We start from the raw sequence: 23549 nt of genomic DNA, 5'->3' as shown, positions 1-23549 counted from the left end.
CCACCTCCCCTTGCAGGGGAGGAATAGTGTACGGACTACCCCGGCCGGCCATGTTGGCGCATGGGGGCATGGTTGTGACGGGGGGCAGATCGCCCGCCTTTTGACGAGGACAGGTTGTGAACGAACCCCGGATCGCGGTGCTGTTGCCCTGCTATAACGAGGAAGCGGCCATCGCACAGACGATCGCGGGGTTCCGCGATGCGCTCCCGTCAGCCACCATCTATGTTTATGACAATAACAGCCGCGACCGCACGGTGGAGGTCGCGCGGGCGGCCGGTGCGGTCGTTCGGTCAGAGCGTATCCAGGGCAAAGGCGCGGTTGTCCGCCGCATGTTCGCCGATATCGATGCCGACATTTATGTCATGGCCGATGGCGACGCGACTTATGACGCCGCGTCCGCGCCCGAACTTGTACGGCGCATGGTCGAGGAGCAGCTCGACATGGTCGTCGGCCAGCGGGTGAGCGAAGCCGAACTCGCCTATCGTCGCGGGCATCGTTTCGGCAATGCGATGCTGACCGGCATGCTTGCCAAGCTGTTCGGGCGCAGCTTCACCGACATCCTGTCCGGCTACCGGGTGTTTTCGCGGCGTTTCGTCAAGAGCTTCCCCGTCCTGTCGGTGGGATTCGAGATCGAGACCGAGATCAGCGTTCATGCACTGGAGCTGAAAATGCCCTGCGCGGAGATCGCCACGCCCTATTATGCGCGGCCCGAGGGGTCGGCCTCGAAGCTCAGCACCTATTCGGACGGCTGGCGTATCCTGCGCACCATCCTCAAGCTCTATCGGATCGAGCGGCCGATGTGGTTCTTCGGGGCGATTGCGGGACTGTTCGCAGGCCTCGCCCTGCTGCTCGCCGCGCCGTTGATCTTCACCTATCTGGAAACGCATCAGGTGCCGCGCTTCCCGACCGCGATCCTGTCGACGGGGCTGATGCTGCTCGCCGCGCTCAACCTGTTCACGGGACTGATCCTCGACACGGTGGTACGTGGGCGGCAGGAGGTGCGGCGGCTCGCCTATCTGTCGCACCCCGCACCCGGCGGCGCGCTATAGGCGCTGGGCCCCGTCGCGCTCGCGGCAGGCCAGCGCGAACAGCGCAAAGCCGGTGGCGATCGTCCAGACGAGCGTCCGCTCCATGAACCAGGCGTGGATCATGGTGTGCTGCCAGAAACCGACCAGCATCAGCAGGATCGCGGCGTTGGAGGCGAGGAGGGCGATGGTGCGCTCGCGCATGACGGGCGCGGCCGAACGCAGCATGTGGCGGGCGCCCCATAGACCGGCGAGGAGGGCAATCACGACGATCGCCCCCGCCATCACATGCATGCCCGGCGCCAGGCCGTTGATCCCCTTGGCCAGTTTCTTGGCCATCAGTGCGAGGCCTAGATCGTGCGTCTCGCCCCGTGTCGCGTCGAGCCCCATCCGCATGCGCAACTGAAGCGCATCCTCGCGCATCGAGTCCCAGCCGAAGACGCGCAGCACCAGCGCGATCTTTAGGAGCATGACCGTCGCGATCGATGCGCAAAAGCCGATCAGCGACTCGAAGGGGACGATCGGCCCGCTCTTCTCGGCCCGTGCGTTCCAGGCGAAGGGGAGGCCGCCGATCACCGCCGCCAGCCCCAACGGGATACCGCCGGTGAGAAACTCGAAGGTGATGGTCAGCGCCCCGAACAGCGCGGCGGAGATCAGCGCCGTCCGCCGTCCTATCCCTCCGATCGTGCCCGCGATCGCGAGAAACAGCAGATAGCCGATGAGCACGATATCCGCCGGCCCATGGCCCAGCGACTGGCCATAGGTCTCCAGCCCGAACCAGCGCGAAAAGGCCAGGAAGACGATCAGCCAGAACAGCCCCTGCACCGGCCGCCGCCCCCGACCGAGCGCCACCAGCCCAGTGACGATCCCCGCCACAACCAGCAGCGTCAGGGTCGTGTGATAGAGGTTCCGAATCGCCGCGACCGACAGGATGGGCAGCAGATAGCGGGCCAGCATCGCATGGCCGTGGATATAGCGGTGGTAGAACACGGTACCGACCGGCGGCTCCCCAGTGATGAAGCCATGCACCGTCTGGCACTCGCCACGCGGCGGCACGGGCACTTGCACCAGCGGACTGACGGTCAACTGATCGCGGCTCGCCCGCTGATCCAACGCCAGGCGCAGGATCAGGCAGTCGTTATATTGGTGTCGGCCGATATCCGTATTGCCATCCAGATAATCCTGGTCCTGCAGCACGCCGCTGGCAAAGGCCTGTGCCACATGCGCACGGGCGGTGGGCAAGTCGCGGCCCAGGCTCGCGTGATTGGCGAGGCAGAAGAGCGCGAAGAACGGGGCGCCAATCGCCACGCCCATCAGCACGGCGCGGATCGCCCGAGGTAGAAGCGAACGCCAAAATGCCAAGGTCGTCAGACGTTTGGGGCCGGCTCCGGCGTGCGTTTCGGATGCCGTCATGACTGCTCTTCCACCGCCCCCTGTGATGTCTGGCTGATCCTGACCCTAGAACCGGTCCTATGGAAAGAGGGTAAACACGGCCGCTCATGGGTCATGGGACATCCGGCGGGGCTTGAACTTGGCCTCAGCCCACGCGACATAGGGGCTCTTCTGGGCATAAGAGAGAATTCCATGCACAATCCGTTCGAGACCGGCGATTTCGCGAGCCCGCTGGCGCAGGCTGGCGTCGGGCTTCGGCAGACGCAGGCCGGTCTGGTTCCGATCGTCATCGAGCAGTCGAACCGCGGCGAACGGTCGTTCGATATCTTCAGCCGCCTGCTTCGCGAGCGCATCATCTTCGTCACCGGCGGTGTCGAGGACGGCATGGCCTCGCTGATCTGCGCGCAGCTGCTGTTCCTTGAGTCGGAGAATCCGAAGAAGGACATCTACATGTACATCAACTCGCCGGGCGGTGTCGTCACGGCGGGCATGGCGATTCATGACACGATGCAGTATATCCGTCCGCGCGTCGGCACACTGTGCATCGGCCAGGCCGCCTCGATGGGCAGCTTCCTGCTTGCCGCGGGTGAGCCGGGGATGCGCGTGGCGACGACGAACAGCCGCATCATGATCCACCAGCCCTCGGGCGGGGCACAGGGCATGGCGGCCGATATCGAGATCCAGGCGCGCGAGATCCTGCGCATGCGGCATTTCCTTAACTCGCTCTATGCGAAGTATACGGGTAAGCCGCTCGAGGAGATCGAGCGCGCGATGGACCGCGATAAGTTCATGAGCTCCGAGGAAGCCAAGGAGTTCGGCCTGATCGACCAGGTGTTCGACAAGCGTCCGGTCCCGGCCGACGACGCATCGGCCGCTGCATAAGACGGGTCGTTCAGCGTGAACGCTTTATTTCGATTGTGACTTTACAGGGGTGCGGTACGATGCGCACCCCGGCAACGGTAGCGCACCGCTTCACAGGTGCGAGAGGTGATTGATGGACAAGGTGAGCGGTGGCAACTCGAAAAGCACCCTCTATTGCTCGTTCTGCGGCAAGTCGCAGCACGAGGTGCGCAAGCTGATCGCGGGGCCGACCGTCTTCATTTGCGACGAGTGCGTGGAGCTGTGCAACGACATCATCCGTGAGGAGACCAAGTCCGCGCTTGTCTCCAAGAAGGATGGTGGCGTGCCGACGCCGCAGGAAATCTGCAACGTGCTCGACGATTATGTCATCGGGCAGAAGCAGGCCAAGCGTGTCCTGTCGGTCGCGGTGCATAACCACTATAAGCGTCTGAACCACGGCGCGAAGGGTGCCGATGTCGAACTCGCCAAGTCGAACATCCTGCTCGTCGGCCCGACCGGCTGCGGCAAGACGCTGCTGGCGCAGACGCTGGCGCGTATCCTCGACGTGCCGTTCACCATGGCGGACGCGACGACGCTGACCGAAGCCGGTTATGTCGGCGAGGATGTCGAGAACATCATCCTGAAGCTGCTCCAGGCGTCGGATTACAATGTCGAGCGGGCGCAGCGTGGCATCGTCTATATCGACGAGATCGATAAGATCAGCCGTAAGGCCGAGAATCCCTCGATCACCCGCGACGTGTCGGGCGAGGGCGTTCAGCAGGCACTGCTCAAGCTGATGGAAGGCACGACCGCCAGCGTTCCGCCCCAGGGTGGCCGCAAGCATCCGCAGCAGGAATTCCTGCAGGTCGACACGACGAACATCCTGTTCATCTGCGGCGGCGCGTTCGCGGGTCTGGAAAAGATCATCGGCGACCGTCTGCAGGGCAAGTCGATCGGCTTCGGCGCCTATGTCGCGGCGCCCGAGGAGAAGCGGACCGGCGAATATCTGCGCCAGACCGAACCCGAGGATCTGCTGAAGTTCGGCCTGATCCCCGAATTCGTCGGCCGTCTGCCGGTCATCGCGACGCTCGAGGACCTCGACATCGCGGCTTTGGTCAAGATCCTTTCCGAGCCGAAGAACGCTTTGGTGAAGCAGTATCAGAAGCTGTTCGAGATGGAGAATGTCGAACTCGACTTCACCGACGATGCGCTGACCACGGTTGCCAAGAAGGCGATTGAGCGTAAGACCGGCGCACGCGGGCTTCGCTCGATCCTGGAGGGCATCCTGCTCGACACGATGTTCGACCTGCCCGGCATGGACGGTGTCGACGAGGTGATGGTCGACAAGGATGTGGTCGAGGGTCGCAAGGAACCGATCCGCGTCTATGCCGAAAAGGCGAAGAAGAAGGACGGCGCGGCGGCCTGAGGCTTACCGCGAAGACCATGAATGGATGACGGGCGCTTCCGAAAGGGGGCGCCCGTTTTTCGTGGAAGGATGAGCATGGTGACGATCCGCGATGCGGGGTCAGGCGACCGGGCGGCGGTGGCGGCTATGCTGGGCCGCGCCTTCGCCGACGATCCGGCCATGTCCTATATCTTCCCCGATGCCGAGGAGCGGGCGAAGCGCCTGCCGCGCCTGTTTGCGTTGTTGTTCGACAGCGATGCGGTGGGCATGCGGCTCGTCAGCGAGGGGGCGGAGGTCGGGACCTTCTGGCGCCCGCCGGGACAGGCGCCTGTGTCGATCACGGCCTATGTCCGGCGGCTGATCCCGGTACTGCACGCGCTGGGGGCTTCGCTACCGCGCGCGATGCGGCTGGGCGATGCGATCGAGGCGCATTTTCCATCCCACCCCTTCTGGTATCTGCACATCGCCGGCGTCGATCCGGCGCGACAGGGGCGGGGACTGGGTGGTGCATCGATCCGAGCTGGGCTGGCGCGGTGCGATGCGGACGGCGTGCCCGCCTATTTGGAAACGGCGACCGAGAGCAATGTCGGGCTTTATGCCCGGCTCGGGTTCGAGCTGACAGGCGAATGGTCAGTGCCCAAAGGCGGCCCGCGCTTCTGGTCGATGATCCGGCCGGTAGGCGGCTGATCCTCCCCGTGCCGGGGAGGATATTGGTTCGGCATCACGCGTTGGCCCGTCTCGAACAGGAGACGCGCCGATGAAGCCCCATATGATCTGCCACATGATTTGCAGCCTGGACGGGCGCATCCTGCAAAGCCGCTGGCGGCCCGAAAGCTACAAGCCCGGTGATCTGTTCGAGGATTTGCACGACCGGATCGGCGGCGATGCCTGGATCGTCGGGCGCGTGACGGGGCAGGAATTCGCCAAGGGCGATCGCTATCCCGATACCGACGAGACCTTTCCCCGCGAACACTGGTTCGCCACGCGTGACGCCGATGCCTTTGGCGTGGTGCTGGACGAACAGGCCAAGATCGTCTGGGCGCGGGGCGATATCGGCGATGATCCCATTGTCGTGGTCCTGACCAAGGACGTGGCGGACTCGCATCTGGCGGGGCTGCGCGCCGATGGTGTGTCCTATATCTTCGCCGGGGCAGAAACCATCGATCTGCGTGCGGTGCCCGAGATTCTCAACCGCGAACTGGGGGTGAAGACCTTGCTGGTCGAGGGCGGCGGCACGGCCAATGGCGAGTTCCTGCGTGCCGGCCTGATCGACGAGATCAGCATGGCGCTCTGCCCGGCGGTCGATGGCGGGGCGGGGGCACCTAGCCTGTTTCATTCGGGCGACGCTGAGGCCAACACGCCCGCCCCGGTCACCAGCCTGACCCTGACGCATCATGAGGTGCTGGAGGATGGTGTGATCTGGCTGCGTTACCGCGTCGAGAACGCCATAACCTGAAGCGTTGCAGCACCCTGATTGCGCTATCGCAACGAATCTCTTGTCTGCGCGGGAGCCAATGCGGCCGGTGGTGCATTGGCATGATGATGGGCCGTGCATAGGCCATGAGGGAGGCCAGACGAGGAATGAGTGAGACCGACGCCATCGTGACCGCCGGACAGAAGCGGGCGCTGCTCCAGCGTTTGCTGATGCCATGGTGGACCCTGGTGTTTCCGCTGCTGGGGCTGCTCGCCATTGCCATTTCGCTCTACAAGATGGGCGCGGCGGGAACGATCGCGGCGGCATTCATCCTGATCGGTTGCGTGCTGGCGGCGGTGCATCAGGCGGAGGTCGTCGCCCACCGCGTCGGGGAGCCGTTCGGCACGCTCGTTCTGGCGGTCGCGGTGACGGTGATCGAGGTCTCGCTGATCGTCAGCCTGATGTTGTCCGACGCCGGCGATGCCTCCAGCCTGGCCCGGGACACGGTGTTCGCGGCGATCATGATCATCCTTAACGGCATTGTCGGCGTCTGCCTGCTGGCCGGAGGCGCGCGGCACGGCGAACAGCGCTTCTCGCTCCGCGGGGCGAGTTCGTCGCTCAACGTGCTGACGGCGATGGTCGTTTTGTCGCTGGTGCTGCCCAACTATGTCTCGTCGGCGCCGGGGCCGACCTATGCGCCGTCGCAACTGATCTTCGTCGCGATCGTCAGCGTCATTCTCTACGGCACCTTCGTGATGGTCCAGACGGTGCGCCACCGTGACTATTTCCTGCCCGCCGACGAGGACATGCCGGGCGACGCCCATGCCGAGCCGCCGACCAATGCGGCGGCACTGGCCGCGTTGGGAATGTTGCTGGTCGCGCTGATCGGGGTGGTGCTGCTCGCCAAGGGGCTGTCGGGGATCGTCGAGGCGGCGATCCTGGGGGCGGGGCTGCCGCTCGCCATCGTCGGTGTGGTGATCGCCGCGCTGGTGCTGGCGCCGGAGAGTCTGGCGGCCTATCGCGCGGCGCGGCGGAACCGGTTGCAGACCAGCCTCAATCTGGCGCTGGGGTCGGCGCTCGCGACGATCGGGCTGACCATTCCGGCGGTGGCGATCGTGTCGCTGGCGCTGGGCCTCCCGCTGGCGCTGGGAATCGGTGCCAAGCAGATGATCCTGCTGGTGCTGTCCTTGTTCACGATCACGCTGACGCTGGGCAATGGGCGGACGACCGTACTCGGCGGCGCGGTGCATCTGGTGATCTTCGCGGCCTATCTGTTCGTGACGGTGGTGCCGTAATTCCCCCGTTCCAGCCTGGGCGAAGTCGAAGGCCAAGCCAATCCGGTCGAACCGGGTAGGCTTGGAACTTCGTTCAGCCCGTAGCCTTCGACTACGCTCAGGCTGAACGGAGGGCGAGCTGAACGGAGGGGGGCTTACTTCTTCGCCTTCGCCGCCTGCTCCGCCTTCCACGCCTGGAACTGCTCGAACGCGATCGAGCGCTTGAGGATTTTCGACCAGGGATCGACCACCACATGCGCATCGGCAGGCACGCTCAGCGTAGTCGTGCCGTTCGTCATCGGCAGTGTTTCGACCTTGTCACCTACCTGCACTTCGACAGGCAACGGGAAGGGCCCGCCGCCCGGCACCTTCCAGGTCAGCGTCAGCTGGTTCCCGACCCGCGTCTCCATAATCTCGGGCAGCGCCGCCTGGCGGAGATAGACGTTGAAGAACCAGCCATAGTCCTTGCCCGTCACCTGTTTGACGAAACCTTCATATTCCTTGGTCGAACCATAGCGGGGCGAGAAATTGCCGGGCTTGGGATCGGTGCGGCCATAGACGGCCAGGCGCGTCACGTCCCAGAAGGCCTTGTCCCCGATCAGATTGCGCAGGGTGTGGAGCATCCACGACCCCTTCATATAGATGTCGAGGCCGGGGCCGCCCTTGGCCTCCTCATAGACATCCTGTTCGGTCATGCTGCGGTCGTGGACGATGGGCGACTTGTTGGCGATCTGCCCCCGCTGCGCGTCCATCATCACCGCATAGCGCGCCTCGCCTTCGCGCCAGCGGCCATAGCTGGGCTGCATATAGCTGCCATACCCCTCGTGCAGCCAGAAATCGTCCCAGTCGACATTGGTCAGCTGGTTGCCGAACCATTCATGGCTGAACTCATGTTGGAACAGCCAGTCGAACCCTTCCGGCGCCTTGGCATATTCATTGCCGTACGCGTTGATTGTCTGGTGCTCCATGCCCTTGTGCGGCGTCTCGACCACGCCCAGCTTCTCGTCGCCGAAGGGGAAGGGGCCGACCGTCGATTCGAAGAAATCCAGCGTCGGCGCAAATTCGGCAAACAAGCCTTCCGCCTTCGCCTTCTCGCCGGGCAGATACCAGTAGAACATCGGAATCGTGTTCCCGAAGCGGCTTTTATACTGGCCCTCGACCACCTCATAGGGGCCTACGTTCAGCGCAATCGCATAGGTGTTGGGGTGCTTGGTCCGCCAGTTCCACCGGGTGCGCCCGTCCGGCAGCGTATCGACGCCCAGCAGCACGCCGTTGGACGGCGCCTTCAGCCCCTTGGGCACGGTGATGTGCAGTGTCACGACGCCCGGCTCGCCCATCGGATAGTCGAGGCAGGGCCAGAACAGGTCGCAGCCATAGCCCTGCGACGTGGTTGCGAACCAGGGGCGGCCGTCCGGCGTCTTGGCCCAGACCACGCCCGTGTCCCAGGGGGCGCGGACGGCGACATGCGGCGTGCCGCCATAGGTGATCTTCGCACGCACCTTCTGTCCAGCGCGAAGCGGGCGGGGCAGGGTGACGACCAGCTGCCCTTCCGGGTTCGACCACCCGCCGGGCTTGAGTGGTTTGCCGTCGATCGTGATCGCCTTGACCGGCAAATTCCTGTCGAGATCGATCACCAGCCGGGCGAGCGGCGCCTTGGCGGTAAAGTCCAGCACCGCAATGCCGTTCAACTCTTCGGTATCGGGCAGGATCTCGAACGACAGGTCGGCGCTGTCGAAGCGCATGGCCAGTTGCTCGGGGGGGCGGACCCCGCCCGACACCATGGTCTGCGCGGTCAACGGCGGCTCGCCCTTGGCGGGAAGCGGCTTGGCTGTCTGGGCCGCGAGGGGCGCGGCACAGAGAAGCGAGGAGGTGAACAGCGCGGCGACGACAATTCGTATACGATCCATGGTGCATGGTGTTGCGCAAGCGGGCCTGCTTGGCAAGCGGTCCGCCGATCGTCGCACCGGGAATTGATGGATCGGCAACCCTCCCCATATATACTGACGAAGAGGCCCCGGTCGGGGCCGACCGGAGTTTGCATGAACCAGTCCTATCCCGTCCTCCCGCTGCGTGACATCGTCGTCTTCCCGCACATGATCGTGCCCCTGTTCGTCGGCCGCGACAAATCGGTCGCGGCGCTGGAAGCGGCGATGGCGGCGGACAAGGAGATTTTCCTGGTCGCCCAGCTCGATCCCGCCGAGGACGACCCCACGCGTGAGGATCTGTACGAGATCGGCGTTACCGCCACCGTGCTGCAATTGCTGAAGCTTCCCGATGGCACGGTCCGCGTGCTGGTCGAGGGCAAGACGCGTGGCCGCCTGTCCGAGCTCGACGAATCGGGCGCCTATCTGACCGCCACGATCGACGTGACGCCCGCCGAGTCGGACAAGGCCGTGCTCGAGGAACAGGATCACGACCTGAAGGCGCAGATCGCCGCGCTGATGCGCTCGGTCGTCGACCAGTTCGAGAATTACGCCAAGCTCAACCGCAAGCTGCCCGCCGAAACCGCGGTCCAGCTGGCGGAGATCGAGGACGCCGCGCAGCTGGCCGATGCGGTCGCCGCCAATATCTCGGTCAAGGTCGCCGACAAGCAGGCGCTGCTGGTGGAAACCGATCCGGCCAAGCGGCTGGAGATGGCCTATGCCCTGATGGAGGGCGAACTCGGCGTCCTGCAGGTCGAGAAGAAGATCAAGAGCCGCGTCAAGCGCCAGATGGAGAAGACGCAGCGCGAATATTATCTCAACGAACAGCTCAAGGCGATCCAACGCGAGCTGGGCAATGAGGGCGAGGACGGCGACGGCGACGAGATCGCCGAGCTGACCCAGAAGATCGCGACGCTCAAGCTGTCGAAGGAAGCGCGGACCAAGGCGACCGCCGAGCTGAAGAAGCTGAAGACCATGGCGCCGATGAGCGCCGAGGCGACCGTCGTGCGCAATTACCTCGACGTGCTGCTGGGCCTGCCCTGGGGCAAGAAGTCCAAGGTCAAGAAGGACATTGCTGCTGCGCAGGCGATCCTCGACCAGGATCATTATGCGCTGGAGAAGGTGAAGGACCGGATCGTCGAATATCTCGGCGTCCAGGCACGCACCAACAAGCTGAAGGGGCCGATCCTGTGCCTCGTCGGCCCGCCCGGCGTCGGCAAGACCTCACTGGGCCAGTCGATCGCCAAGGCGTGCGGGCGCGAGTTCATCCGCCAGAGCTTGGGCGGCGTGCGTGACGAGGCCGAGATTCGCGGCCACCGCCGCACCTATATCGGCTCGCTGCCGGGCAAGATCGTGACCAACCTGAAAAAGGCCGGCACGTCGAACCCGCTGTTCCTGCTCGACGAGATCGACAAGCTGGGTCAGGATTTCCGCGGTGACCCCGCCTCGGCGCTGTTGGAAGTGCTCGACCCGGAACAGAACGCCAAGTTCAACGATCACTATCTGGAGATCGACATCGATCTGTCGGACGTGATGTTCGTTTGCACCGCGAACACGCTGAACCTGCCGCAGCCTTTGCTCGACCGCATGGAGATCATTCGTCTCGAGGGCTATACCGAGGACGAGAAGGTCGAGATCGCCGAGCGCCATTTGGTCGCCAAGCAGGTCGAGACCCACGACCTGAAGGACGGTGAGTTCACGCTGACCCAGGAGGGTCTCCGCGCGCTGATCCAGCGTTATACCCGCGAGGCGGGCGTGCGTACGCTGGAGCGTGAGATCGCGCGTCTGGCGCGCAAGGCGCTGCGCCAGATTCTGGAGGGCAAGGCGACGTCGGTGACGATCACGCCGGAGAACCTGCATGAGTTTGCGGGCGTGCAGAAGTTCCGCCATGGCCTGTCCGAGCAGGAGGATCAGATCGGTGCGGTCACGGGTCTGGCCTGGACCGAGGTGGGCGGCGAGTTGCTGACCATCGAATCGGTGACGGTGCCGGGCAAGGGCCAGGTGAAGACCACTGGCAAGCTGGGCGATGTGATGAAGGAATCGGTGCAGGCCGCCTTCAGCTTCGTCCAAGCGCGCAGCCCCAGCTTCGGGATCAAGCCGTCGCTGTTCCACCGCAAGGACATCCATATCCACCTGCCCGAGGGCGCGGTGCCCAAGGATGGTCCGTCGGCGGGTATCGGTCTGGTCACCTCGATCGTCTCGACGCTGACCGGCATCGCGGTGCGCAAGGATGTGGCGATGACCGGTGAGGTCACGTTGCGTGGCCGGGTGCTGCCGATCGGTGGCCTCAAGGAGAAGCTGCTGGCCGCCCTTCGTGGTGGCATCACCACGGTCCTCATCCCGCAGGAGAATGAGAAGGATCTGGCGGATATCCCCGCCAACATCCTGAACGGGCTGAAGATCGTGCCGGTCGCGCATGTCGACGAGGTGCTGCGTCTGGCGCTCGCCGGGCCGCTGGAGGCGATCGACTGGACCGATGCTGACGAGCTGGCGGCCCTGCCGCCTGCGCCGATCCCGGCGGTCGGGGGTGAGCGTCACCACTGATCGTCGTATTTCGGGTGCCGTCGATCACGAATCGGCGGCCCCGTCCTGCAATGTCATGCGAATGACTTGCGCTTCTGTTTACGGAATCGTTCGCTTTGCATAACGACGGGGTTTGACAGCACGCGCTGCCGCGTCATTATCGGTCCTTTAATGTTTGAGCGGCACCGAGTCCGTTCATTTTATGGTCGAGATCATAGGGGGTTATGGAATGAACAAGCAGGAGCTGATCGCCACCGTTGCCGACTCCTCGGGCCTCGTGCGCGGTGATGCGGTCAAGGCGGTCGACGCGGTTTTTGAAGCGATCACCGCCGCGCTGAAGAAGGGTGATGAAGTCCGTCTGGTCGGGTTCGGCACCTTCTCGGTGTCCAAGCGCAAGGCATCGACCGGCCGCAACCCTCGGACCGGCGAACCGATGACCATCAAGGCGTCTTCGCAGCCCAAGTTCAAGCCGGGCAAGCTCCTGAAGGACTCGGTCAACTAATTCCGTTTTTGGGGCTGGACAGGCGGTGGATCGCCGCCTAAAGGCCCGTCTCCCGGTTACCGGGCGCGTAGCTCAGCGGTAGAGCACACCCTTCACACGGGTGGGGTCACAGGTTCAATCCCTGTCGCGCCCACCATGCAAATGGCAATGGCCGCCCGGTCGCTTTCCAATGGGAGTGGATCGGGCGGCCATTTTGCGTTTTGGTCGGGGGCGCTGCGATGACGGCGGCTGGAGGCGGGCAGGCCAAGCCGCAAGGGCGGGGCGTGCACTTCGACTTCGCTCAGTGTGAACGGGTGGTGGGGCGCTTTGGCGGGCGGACGAAGGTTATGTCTTGAACCGCTCTCCAATGTGTTCTGACCTCCGTTAGGCGTTCCCCCCCCCCCAAGCTGTCTGTCCGCGCGCATCCGCCCGCGGCTCCGCGCTTCCCCCCTCCGTTCAGCCTGAGCGAAGTCGAAGGCCAAGGGCCAAAGCCGCGCCAAACTGCCCCGACACGGTCCTCCACTCCACGTTCGACGGAAGGCGTCGGAAACAAGTCCCTGACCGAAAACCCCAATTCTCCGCCTCGTTCAGCCTGAGCCAAACCAACCGCCACGCCCCGCGCGCCACTCCACCAATCCCGCACTGTCACGAAATCGACTCGCAACCGTCATAAAAGTTTCTTCAAAGATGCATCTTGGCGTCATCTGCGACGCCTAACGCCCGACCCGGGATCGGCCAGGGGGAACAGGCTCGAGTCGATCACCGGGCGGTCCTTCGCCCGCACAGCAACGATAATATCGGGAGTTTTTCGGCGATGGCGAGCATCAAGCGCTTCGGCCTCATTCTCATGACCAGCTCGGCCTGCGCGGCACTCGCCGCTTGCGGCGGGGCGGACAGCGTGGCCTCGCCCGGTGCGGGCAATGTGGTGATCGTGCAGCCGGCCCCGACGCCGACCCCGTCGCCCACGCCGGCCCCGACGGCCAACATCACCGCCGCGCAGTTCGCCGCCGCGACCACCGTCAACGGCGTGACGATCACCGTCGATGAGCAGCTCGCGATCGTCAACGCCGGCAGCAACAACAATGTCAACGGCACCGGCGGCACGCTGAACGGCATCTATCCGACCAGCAGCACCTCGCTGACCACCGCGTCCGATCCGTCGACGCTGAACAGCTTCTTCACCTCGACCAACTATGTCGGCGCGCTGAATGGTCCGTCGGACACCGCGTTCCAAGGTTGGACCTGCAACTCGACCTCGGCCGAATTCGGTGGCTCGGGTGCGCGCTGCACCGCGGTGCCCTCGATCGGTACCTATTCGGCTTCGACGTCGGTCTGCCCGACCGGCACGATCGATGACGGCACCAACAGCTCGTCCTCGCCCAGCTTCCGCTTCTGCCGCATCGACAACACCATCACGACCACTCAGAATGTGACGCTGCCCAAGATCGCCGGCGTCGTCTATCGCCTGCGTGGCCAGACCGAAGTCGGTACCGATCTGGGTTCGACCGGTGGCACCGGTGTCACCCTGACCATCGCGCCGGGCGTGGTGATCGCGGCGGACTCGTCGGAAGCGACCAACGACCTGCTGCTCGTCAATCGCGGCTCGAAGATCTCGGCTGTGGGCACTCGCGACGCGCCGATCGTCTTCACCTCGCAGCAGAATCTGGTCAGCAACGGCGTGTCCGACGCGACCCAGGGTCAGTGGGGCGGCATCATCCTGCTCGGCCGTGCGCCGACCGCCGTCTGCGCCACCGGCACCGGCCCGAACAACGCCGCCGGCACCTCGACCACCTGCCAGCTGGCGATCGAGGGCGTGACCGGCCGCTTCTATGGCGGCGCGAACCAGGCCGACTCGTCGGGCCAGATGTCCTATGTCCAGATCCGCTATTCGGGCATCGCCATCTCGGACGGTAACGAGCTGCAGGGCCTGACGCTGGGCGGCACCGGGTCGGGCACCGTTCTGGATCATATCCAGAGCCACAACTCGGCCGATGACGGCATCGAGATCTTCGGCGGCACGTCGAACCTGAAGTACATCGCGATCACCGGCGCGGACGATGACGGCTTCGACATCGACAATGGCTATCGCGGTTTCATGCAGTTCCTGATCGCGGCGCAGCGTACGCTGGGCGCGACGGCGGACAGCTTCTCGACCGAGATCGACTCGAACAATGCCGAGGACCTGCTGCCGCGCACCTTCGGCCGCTATGCCAACTTCACCTTCGTCCAGACCGCGAACGCACCGGCTGCCATCCGCCTGCGTGGTGGTGCGGACATGACGTTTATCAACGGTATCGTGAAGTCGACCCAGTCGGGCGTCGCTTGCGTAAACCTGATCGCGGGTGCCGGCTCGGGCGCCGATCGTACCACGATCCGCGCCGCCAATGCCGACCTGCAGGACCAGGGCCCGCCGGTCTTCACCTCGGTCTATTTCAGCTGCAACGGCCGCTAAGGCCCGGCTGAACCATGCGCTTGGGTCTTCTCCGGGCGCTCTCGGCAAGCCGGGGTGGCGGATCATCGCCGCCCCGGCTTTCCCCCATGAAAATCTGATTGGATGACCCGGCCATGCAGCGACGCCTCGCTTATGCCTCCCTCCTGCTCCTGACCTCGCAACTCGTCGCGCCGGCGCTGCTTGCGCAGACGGCGGGTGGCGCCACCCCTGCGCCCGCGCAGACCAGCACCACCGCCACCAGCCCCGACGGGCCGGCGACCCCGCAGAGCCAGACCCCGACCGGCCAGGATGGCCAAGCGGCGGAAGAGCCGGTCGAAATCTCGGCCCCCGGCGTCGACAGCGCGGCCAGCGGCGAGATCGTCGTGGTCGGCCGCAACATCCCCAACACGATCCGCGCCACACCGCAGATCGTCTCGGTTCTGTCGGCCGCCGATATCGCGCGCACGGGCGAGGGCGATATCGCCGGCGCGCTGACCCGCGTCACTGGCCTGTCGGTCGTCGGCGGCGGCTTCGTCTATGTCCGCGGTCTGGGCGACCGCTATTCGTCGTCGCTGCTCAACGGCTCGCCGCTGCCCAGCCCCGAGCCGCTGCGCCGTTCGGTGCCGCTCGACATCTTCCCGACCACCATCGTCGGCTCGGCGCTGGTCCAGAAGACCTATTCGGTCAATTATCCGGGCGAGTTCGGCGGCGGCGTCATCAACCTGACGACCAAGGCGATCCCGGCCAAGAACTTCATCTCGGGCGGCGTCACGCTGGCGGCCGACGATGCGACGACCAGCGAACTGGGCTATACCTATGCCGGCGGCGATGCCGACTGGCTGGGCTATGACGACGGGACGCGTGGCGTGCCGCAGTTCGTGCGCGATATCCAGGCCGGCCGTGGCTCGGGCCTGATCCCCGCGGCGCAGGTGGCGCAACTCTCCAACGCTTCGACCACGCTGCTCCAGCGCAACAACCAGCTTCCCGCCAACTGGTCGGGCGAGCTGTCGGGCGGATCGGTGTTCGACATCGGTAGTGACCGTCTGGGCGTGATCTCGTCGCTCAGCCTGTCCAACACCTTCCGCACCCGCTCGGCGATCCAGCAGGACTCGGTGTCGCCCGATGGTACGCTGCGCAACGATTTCCGCACGCTGCTGACCGACAACCGCATCGTCGCCAACGCGCTGGTCGGCTTGGGCTATGAGTTCGGCAAAAACACGATCCGCTGGACCAACGTCTATATCCACGACACGCTGAAGCAGGGTCGTGGCTCGGCGGCCGAACTCTACAACAATCCCAGCGGCCTGCGCTTCCAGCAGAACACCAACTGGTTCGAGCGCCAACTGATCGAAAGCCAGCTGGTCGGCGAGTTCCGCCTTACCGACGCGCTGAAGTTCGATGCGCGCGGCGCCTTCGCCAATTCCAAGCGCAACGCGCCCTATGAGCGGCAGTTCGACTATCTCTGCTCGAACCGCACGACCACGGGCCTGCCGGTCAGCTATGATGGCGCCAACGGCGCGGGCGGCTTCCAGTGCAACGGCGCCTATCAGGTGACGCAGCGCTTCACGCCCTTCGCTTCGATCATCTTCTCGGAGCTGAACGAGAATCTGTGGACCGGTCAGGCCGACCTTTCCTACAAGCTCGACAGCGATCGTCCGATCACGCTGAGCACCGGCTATTTCTATCAGGGCACGGACCGCTATTCGAGCCGTATCCAGCTCAACTACCAGACCAGCGACGGTGCGGGCACGGCGCCGGGCTTCCCGTACAACCTCTATCGCCCCGATTATCTGCTGAGCCCGGGCGTCATCAACAATGCCTGTCCGCAGCGCGGGCAGGGGGCGTGCACGCTCCAACTGCAATTCTCGACCCAGGCCGGCGCCTATGCCTATGACGCCAAGCTCGACGTCCATGCCGGCTATGCCCAGGCCGAGGCGGAGGTCACCGATGGCCTGCGTGCGGTGGCGGGCGTCCGCTATGAAAACGCGATCGAGACGGTCACGCCGGTGCTCGGCAGCACGACCCGCCTGAAGAACGCCTATTTCCTGCCGGCGGGCACGCTGACTTGGAACTTTGCGGCCGACATGCAACTGCGCGCGAGCGGCGCCAAGACGATCTCGCGGCCGCAGTTCCGCGAACTCGCGCCACAGCAGTTCCGCGATCCCGATTCGGACCGCCTGTTCTTCGGTAATCCGAACCTGCGCGACAGCGAGCTGTGGAACCTGGAGGCGCGCTACGAATGGTTCTATGCGCGCGATCAGCGCTTCACGCTGGCCGGCTTCTACAAGCGCATCAAGAACCCGATCGAGCAGGTCGGCTTCTACACCGGCGCGGACGACCGGTTGCAGACGGGCTTCACCTATCTGCCCTCGGCGATCCTCTATGGTGCGGAGGTCGAGTTGCAGAAGTACGTGCCGCTGTCGGGCCTGGGCGGCGACTTCTTCGCGACGCGTCGCCTGGTCGCGATCGCCAACTACACCTACACCAAGTCGAAGATTAACGCCGACTCGACCTGCGTGCCCAACCCGGCGGTCGCGGCTGGGTCGCCCGGCCTCAACGGCTGCGCCTCGGGCTTTGGTCAGGCGCGGCTGCTGTTCCGCGACGGCGCGCCGTTGACCGGCCAGTCGGACCATCTGGTCAACCTGCAACTGGGCGTCGAGGACACCGCCGCACTGTCGCAGGTGACGCTGCTGTTCAACTATGCCAGCAACCGCGTGACCAATCGCGGTCCGTCCTATCTGTCGGGTGACGGCTTCCAGCCGGACATCATCGAGGTGCCGGGCATCCGCCTCGACCTCGTCGCGCGTCAGGGCTTCGAGCTGGCCGGCGGCAAGTTCGAACTGAAGGCCGAAGCGCGCAACCTGACACGGACGCGCTACAACGAGCGGCAGGACTTCGGAAATGGCCGGTTCGTCTATCTGAACCGGTATAATCTGGGCCGCATCTTCTCGCTGGGGATCAGCACGACCTTCTGATCCCGGAGGGTTTGTGGACAAGGGGCCGTCGTCCGGAGCGATCCGGGCGGCGGCCTTTTGCTTTTCGGGCCGCTGGCGAAGCGTGGACTTCGACTCGGCCTCCGTTCAGCCTGAGCGAAGTCGAAGGCCATGGGACTTCCTTCGCCAAGCCGCCCGTGCCGGGGCGTGCACTTCGACTTCGCCCGGTGCAAACGGAGGTGGGGAGTGGATGCGGGCGTATCGGGAAGGCGCGTTTTCACCCCCGCCAAGGCAGTTCACGATACCATTTCGTGATCACATATTTCACGCCCGCCCGCACCTTCATCGCCTGGTGCAGCGTCGCCGGATTGAGCGACCCGTCGGCACGCCGATTGCTCCAGGCGACAAGCTTGCCGGGCTCGGGCTGAATCATCTTGTCCGCCGCCTTGAACCGGGTGGCGCCACCCGCCTCGGGCGTGTTGAGGTAGAGCATCACGGTCCAGGTGCGGTTGCCCGACAGCCCGCAATAACGGTGATAGTCCGCGCCGTTCAGGTCGAAATAGTCGGTATGCGGTTTGAACTCCTGACCCACCGCATAGCGCTGCCCCTGGATTGGCTCGCCATAAACCGCCGACAGGCCGGTCAGCATCGCAATGCGGCGTTCGGTTTCGATCACCGCCGGATCGTCGGGGGGCAGATCGCCGGTCTCGCTGGTGCGAAAGGCGCTGTCGCCATTGGGGTCGGCGATGGTCGAGGGGCGGCGCACCGCATCGATTCGCGTCATCAGTTCGGCACATAATTCGGGCGGCAGGACGTCGCGCTTCACGAACAAAGTCAATTTGGGGCTGGGCAAACGCTGGACGCCCGCAGTTCCAGCCAGCCGGGCGACAATCGGTTTGGAATCAAGGCCGTTACCCAGTTCGGGCCATTGGTCGGACATGACGTTCATCCTGTTGTGCATGTGAAACCAATATGACGAACATGTTTCGGGGCTTTGACGCAGACATGTAACATGCCATGCCTAGGGCGAAAAAAGCGGATGGGGTCTGGTTCATGCGGTTGAGGCTCGACGCGCGCGGGCGCCGATGGTTGCGGCGCCTGCCGGTCGTGAATGTCTATTCGGTAGCCGAGCTGGCGCTGATGGCGTTGCTCGCGGTCCAGGGCGCGCGCCTGCTATGGGTGCTGGCGACGCCCGTGTCGCCGCTGGGCGAGTGGCGCCCGGCGACGCCTGCCATTGCCGGCTCGGCCGCCGCGATCCTCGAAGGTTTCGATCCCTTTTTCCGCCTGCAGGGACAGCAGGCCGCACCGGCCGCCGTCACCAATTTGCAGCTCACCCTGTTCGGCACGCGCATCGATGAGGCGATGGGGCGCGGTTCGGCCATTCTGGCGGGGCCGGACGGGGTGCAGCGCTCGGTCTCTGTCGGAGAGGAAATCCAGCCGGGCGTCACGCTGAAGGCCGTTGCCTTCGACCATATCACCATCGATCGCGGCGGCGCGACCGAGGACCTGTATCTCGACCAGTCCGATGCGCCCCCCGCAGCCGACGGCACGGTGCCGGGCACGACCGCCGCGCCAACCGCCGCCCCGCCCGCCTCGGGGCAGGGCGTCGCGATTTCCCAGTTGCGCCAGGATATCGGCTTCATCCCGCGCCTGGAAGGCGGGCGGCTCTCCGGCCTGGTCGTCCGGCCGATCGGTTCGGGCGCGGCATTCCGCGCGGCCGGCCTGCGCGAGGGGGACATCATCACCGCGCTCGGCGGGCGTCCGGTGACGGGCCCCGGCGACATCGACCGTCTGGCGACCGACTTCGCACAGGGCGGTTCCCTTTCCATCACGGTCGAGCGGGGCGATCAGACGCTGCCGCTGTCCCTTCAGATTGCAGCATCCAAGCCATGAAAAAGCTCGTTCTCGGTTCGGTTCTGGCCTTGGCACTCGCGGCGGGCGTGCATGCGCAGACGACGCTCAACGTCCGTGACGCCGATATCCGCGCCTTCATCGCCGATGCGGCCAAGGTGACGGGGCGGACCTTCATCATCGACAGCCGGGTCAATGGCAAGGTGACGGTGGTGACCGACCGGCCGCTGTCGCGGTCCGAATATTTCGAGATTTTCCTGTCGACCCTGCGCTCCAACGGCCTGGTTGCGGTGCCGACTTCGGGCGGGGCGTTCCGGGTGCAGCCGATTGACAATGCGGCGTCGCAGCCGAGCCGGATCGGGGCGTCAGGCGCGAACCGCAACGCGTTCGTGACCGAGATCATCCGCCTGCGCGCGATCGACGCGACGAGCGCGCTGGAGACGGTGCGGCCGCTGGTCAGCGCGCAAGGATCGGTGACCGCCAACCGGGCGGGCAACAGCCTGGTCGTGGTCGATTTCGCCGACAATATCCGCCGCATCCGCGAGGTGGTCCGCCGCATCGACGCCGACAATGCCTCGACCCGCGTCATCGCATTGCGCAATGCGGGCGCGCGCGAGATCGCGACCGCACTCCAGACGCTGGCCGGTGGTGGTGGTGGCCAGGGCGGCGGCGGACCACAGGGCTCGACCGGCGTGTCGGTGGTCGCGATCGACAGCTCCAACTCCATCGCGCTGCGCGGTGATCCGTCGAGCGTCGCGCGCTTCGCCCAGATCGCACTCGATCTGGACAACAAGGCCAAGAGCGGCACCGAAATTCGCGTCGTCTTCCTGCAAAATGCCGATGCCGAGCAGCTTCTGCCCGTGCTTCAGCAACTGGTCGGCCAGACGCCCGATCCGGTCCAGGAAACGACGCTGTCGCGCGGCAGCTTCACCCAGACCAACAATCAGGCGGGCTCGGCCGCGGGCACTTCCATCGCCCAGCGCGTCCAGCCGGTCGCACAGCCCCAGGCGCAGAACGCCCCCGGTGCCGGCGGGCAGAATGGCCAGCAGCCCGCGATCAGCACGCAAGGGGGGCGGACGGCGGCGGTCGTCACCCGCTTCGTCGGCGCGAACGCCATCGTGATCGCCGGCCCTGCCGACATCCAGCGCCAGATCGGCGAGGTGATCCGCCAGCTCGACGTGCGCCGCGAACAGGTGCTGATCGAGGCGATCGTCGCCGAAGTGTCCGACCAGACCGCGCGGCGGCTGGGAGCGCAGTTCCTGCTGGGCAGCCTGTCGGGCGGGGCGTTCGCCGCCTCGACCTATGGCAACACCGCGCCCAACATCCTCCAGATCGCCGGGGCGGTGGGTGCGCAGACGCTGGGCGGCACCCGCACCATCGTTACTGCGCCTGACGGCACCCGCACCGAAACCAACGTGCCCAATCCCGCCTTCAGCCAGCTGACCCAATCGGCGGTGCAGTCGATCCTGGGCACCACCGGTGGTTTTGCCGGCTGGGGCGGGCAGGTCGGCGACACGGTATTTGGCGCGATCATCAACGCGGTAAAGAGCGACACCACGTCCAACCTGCTCCAGGTCCCGCACATCATCACGCTGGACAACCAGCAGGCGCACAGCTTGGTCGGCCAGGAAATCCCGGTGACGACGGGGCAGGCGCTGTCGAACAATTTCGACAATGCCTTCCGCACCGTGCAGCGCCAGAATGTCGGCATTCAGCTCGACGTGAAGCCACAGGTCAATGCGGGCGGGTCGCTCAAACTCTATGTCCGCCTCGAAGTCAGCTCGATCGCCGGTCCGGTGTCGAGCAACAATAGCGAGCTGATCCTCAACAAGCGCGCGTTCGAGAATGTCTTCACCCCCGATGACGGCCAGATTACGGTCATCGGCGGTCTGCTCGACGACAATGAGCGGCGGACGATCGAGAAGATCCCGCTGCTCGGCGATATCCCGGGGCTCGGCGCGCTGTTCCGGTCGAAGGCGCGCAGCCGGTCGAAGACGAATCTGATGGTCTTCATCCGCCCGACGATCCTGCGCACGCCAGAGGACAGCCGCCGGGTAACCGAGCAGCGTTACGGCTATCTGCGCCAGCTTCAGGGCTATGCGCAGCCGGGCGTCGAACCCTCGATCGACGAACTGGTCCGCGATTACATGAACGCTGCGCCGCCGATCCCGCATGCGCCGATGCCCGGCAATATCGAGGACCCGCGCATCGCCGTCCCCGTCGCCAAGCCGGTCCAACCGATCAAGCGCCGTGACTGACGAGCCGCAGCCCATCTCCACCGGGGACATGGTCCCCCTGCCGCTGGGCGCCGCCGAGCCGGTCGGCGGCGGCGATGGCCTGCCCATGTCCGCCGTGGAGGAGACGGTCGAGACGCTGGAACTGGTCGCGCCGCTGACTATCCCTTACGCCTTCGCGCGCAAGTTCGGCACGGTGGTCCACACCGCCGACCCGTTGACCATCGCTTTGCGTGAGGGGGCCGATCCGCGCGCGCTGATCGAGCTGCGCCGCCATATCGGCCGCCCCTTCGCCATCGCCCGCGTCGAGGGGCCGGCCTTCGATCGGCTGCTGTCCGACGCTTATGCGATGGACGGGCAGGCGACGGCGATCGCGGCGGTGGGCATGGGTGATGAGCTCGACATGCTGGCGGACGGCATTCCAACCGCCGAGGATCTGCTCGACACCGCCGACGACGCGCCCGCCATCCGTCTGATCAACGGCATCATCGCCGACGCCGCGCGCAACGGCGTGTCGGACATCCATATCGAGCCCTATGAGACCGGCCTGGTCGTGCGGATGCGGATCGACGGCGTGCTGCGTGAGACGCTGCGCATGCCGCCGCATGTCGCACCCGTGGTGGTCAGCCGTATCAAGGTCATGGCCCGGCTCGACATCGCCGAGCGGCGGGTGCCGCAGGACGGGCGCATGGCGCTGACGCTAGGCGGCAAGCTGCTCGACGTGCGCGTCTCGACCCTGCCCAGCCGCGCCGGCGAACGCGTGGTGCTGCGCATTCTTGATAAGGAGAATGCCGGGATCGACCTCGACGCGCTGGGGATGAACCCGGCCATGTATGCGCTGCTGCGCGAGGCGTTGAGCGAGCCCAACGGCATCATCCTCGTCACCGGGCCGACCGGCTCGGGCAAGACGACCAGCCTCTATGCGGCGCTGCGCCTGCTCAACGACGGCAGCCGCAATATCCTGACCGTCGAGGACCCGGTCGAATATGCGGTCGAGGGGGTAGGGCAGACCCAGGTCAATGCGAAGGTCGGCCTGACCTTCGCGGCGGGGTTGCGCGCGATCCTGCGGCAGGACCCGGACGTGGTGATGGTCGGCGAAATCCGCGACCGCGAGACCGCAGAGATCGCGGTGCAGGCGTCGCTGACCGGTCACTTGGTGCTGTCGACCGTCCACACCAACGACGCGGTTGGCGCGATCACCCGGATGCGCGACATGAAGGTGGAGCCGTTCCTGCTCGCCTCGACGCTGCGCGCCGTCATCGCGCAGCGACTGGTGCGACGGCTGTGTTCCGCGTGTAAGCGGCCGGTCAAGGCCAAGCAGACCGTCGCGCCGCTGCTCGGGATCGAGAACAAGGCGATCGTCTATGAGGCGGTCGGCTGTCCCCAGTGCAACGGCACCGGCTATAAGGGGCGGACGGGCGTCTATGAGGCGGTTCGGGTCGATGACACGATCCGGCGGCTGATCAACGAAGGTGGCGACGAACAGGCGATCGCAGCGCATGCCTTTGTCAAGCAGCCGACGCTGGCGACGGCGGCGCGCGGGCTGGTCCTGGACGGCGTGACGACGGCGGAGGAAGCCATCCGCGTGTCCCGCCGCGATTCCGACGCAGGGTGAGGGAGGTGTGCGCTCTCCAAATGTCCCGTTCCCCCGCGAATGCGGGGGCCCAGTGCTCTTGCCGTATCGGGTCGGGCGCTGCCGAAAGGCATGGAGCCATGCGTTCACGCGGAGACGCGGAGACGCGGGGAAAGAATGCGTTCGCGCAGAGGCGTAGAGGACGCGGAGGCGTCTTGCCCGTGGCAGCGAAGAGCATTTTCAACCGGTTG

General features: G+C 65.4%; 16 protein-coding genes and 1 tRNA gene. 14 read left to right on the top strand and 3 right to left on the bottom strand.

Going from position 1 to position 23549, the window contains the following annotated elements; genetic code table 11:
- Window positions 1-116: 116 nt before the first annotated feature.
- Window positions 117-1049, top strand: a complete 933-nt coding sequence (locus SP6_RS16555; protein WP_007405168.1) for a glycosyltransferase family 2 protein — start codon at window positions 117-119, stop codon at window positions 1047-1049.
- Here SP6_RS16555 and SP6_RS16550 read toward each other — a convergent pair.
- Entirely contained in the window at window positions 1044-2438 is a 1395-nt protein-coding gene (locus SP6_RS16550) for a hypothetical protein (RefSeq protein ID WP_037568618.1), read from the bottom strand. The genes SP6_RS16555 and SP6_RS16550 overlap by 6 nt on opposite strands.
- Window positions 2439-2609: 171 nt before the next feature.
- Between SP6_RS16550 and clpP the strand changes: the two genes are divergently transcribed.
- From clpP to SP6_RS16525, 5 genes are all read left to right on the top strand, one after another.
- Window positions 2610-3299, top strand: a complete 690-nt coding sequence (clpP, locus tag SP6_RS16545) for an ATP-dependent Clp endopeptidase proteolytic subunit ClpP (protein WP_007405074.1) — start codon at window positions 2610-2612, stop codon at window positions 3297-3299.
- A 112-nt stretch (window positions 3300-3411) separates the two neighbouring features.
- Window positions 3412-4683, top strand: a complete 1272-nt coding sequence (clpX, locus tag SP6_RS16540) for an ATP-dependent Clp protease ATP-binding subunit ClpX (RefSeq protein WP_037568616.1) — start codon at window positions 3412-3414, stop codon at window positions 4681-4683.
- Between the two features lie 75 nt (window positions 4684-4758).
- Entirely contained in the window at window positions 4759-5349 is a 591-nt protein-coding gene (locus SP6_RS16535; RefSeq protein WP_007405125.1) for a GNAT family N-acetyltransferase, read from the top strand.
- A gap of 70 nt (window positions 5350-5419) precedes the next feature.
- Window positions 5420-6118, top strand: a complete 699-nt coding sequence (locus tag SP6_RS16530) for a dihydrofolate reductase family protein (protein WP_037568612.1) — start codon at window positions 5420-5422, stop codon at window positions 6116-6118.
- 125 nt (window positions 6119-6243) lie between these two features.
- On the top strand, window positions 6244-7371 hold the full coding sequence (locus SP6_RS16525; protein WP_042469369.1) for a calcium:cation antiporter: 1128 nt from the start codon (window positions 6244-6246) through the stop codon (window positions 7369-7371).
- 134 nt (window positions 7372-7505) lie between these two features.
- Here SP6_RS16525 and SP6_RS16520 read toward each other — a convergent pair whose 3' ends face one another.
- Window positions 7506-9257, bottom strand: a complete 1752-nt coding sequence (locus tag SP6_RS16520) for a M1 family metallopeptidase (RefSeq protein ID WP_007405031.1) — start codon at window positions 9255-9257, stop codon at window positions 7506-7508.
- Window positions 9258-9389: 132 nt separating this feature from the next.
- Here SP6_RS16520 and lon point away from each other — a divergent pair, with 132 nt between their 5' ends.
- From lon to SP6_RS16495, 5 genes are all read left to right on the top strand, one after another.
- Window positions 9390-11816 carry an endopeptidase La gene (lon, locus tag SP6_RS16515; RefSeq protein ID WP_042469368.1) on the top strand — a complete coding sequence of 809 codons (2427 nt, stop codon included), beginning with the start codon at window positions 9390-9392 and terminating at the stop codon, window positions 11814-11816.
- Between the two features lie 181 nt (window positions 11817-11997).
- Window positions 11998-12297 (top strand): HU family DNA-binding protein, encoded by a 300-nt coding sequence (locus tag SP6_RS16510; RefSeq protein ID WP_158005314.1) that lies wholly within the window; start codon window positions 11998-12000, stop codon window positions 12295-12297.
- Between the two features lie 61 nt (window positions 12298-12358).
- Window positions 12359-12433, top strand: a tRNA-Val gene (locus SP6_RS16505).
- A 657-nt stretch (window positions 12434-13090) separates the two neighbouring features.
- A complete protein-coding gene (locus SP6_RS16500; protein WP_007405114.1) occupies window positions 13091-14728 on the top strand; it encodes a beta-helix domain-containing protein in 1638 nt (545 codons plus the stop codon).
- Window positions 14729-14841: 113 nt separating this feature from the next.
- Window positions 14842-17682, top strand: a complete 2841-nt coding sequence (locus tag SP6_RS16495) for a TonB-dependent receptor domain-containing protein (RefSeq protein WP_007405145.1) — start codon at window positions 14842-14844, stop codon at window positions 17680-17682.
- A gap of 235 nt (window positions 17683-17917) precedes the next feature.
- On the opposite strand, the gene SP6_RS16490 is transcribed toward SP6_RS16495, so the two are convergent.
- Window positions 17918-18589, bottom strand: coding sequence for a prolyl hydroxylase family protein (locus tag SP6_RS16490; protein WP_007405131.1), 672 nt, complete (start codon window positions 18587-18589; stop codon window positions 17918-17920).
- Window positions 18590-18693: 104 nt separating this feature from the next.
- Between SP6_RS16490 and SP6_RS16485 the strand changes: the two genes are divergently transcribed.
- From SP6_RS16485 to gspE, 3 genes are all read left to right on the top strand, one after another.
- Window positions 18694-19533: a type II secretion system protein N gene (locus tag SP6_RS16485; RefSeq protein ID WP_007405050.1), complete on the top strand. Its 840-nt coding sequence runs from the start codon at window positions 18694-18696 to the stop codon at window positions 19531-19533.
- Complete coding sequence (gene gspD, locus SP6_RS16480; RefSeq protein WP_007405116.1) at window positions 19530-21749, top strand: type II secretion system secretin GspD; 2220 nt, start codon at window positions 19530-19532, stop codon at window positions 21747-21749. Before SP6_RS16485 ends, gspD begins: the two co-directional genes overlap by 4 nt.
- A gap of 85 nt (window positions 21750-21834) precedes the next feature.
- The gene (gspE, locus tag SP6_RS16475; RefSeq protein ID WP_082052542.1) at window positions 21835-23340 is read left to right on the top strand and encodes a type II secretion system ATPase GspE; all 1506 of its coding nucleotides are present in this window, start codon (window positions 21835-21837) and stop codon (window positions 23338-23340) included.
- The last annotated feature ends 209 nt before the right edge of the window (window positions 23341-23549 follow it).

Source organism: Sphingomonas paucimobilis NBRC 13935, from assembly GCF_000739895.2.
Classification (GTDB): Bacteria; Pseudomonadota; Alphaproteobacteria; order Sphingomonadales; family Sphingomonadaceae; genus Sphingomonas; species Sphingomonas paucimobilis.
Note: the sequence above shows the minus strand (reverse complement) of the source record. Positions and strands in the feature narration are given on the sequence as shown.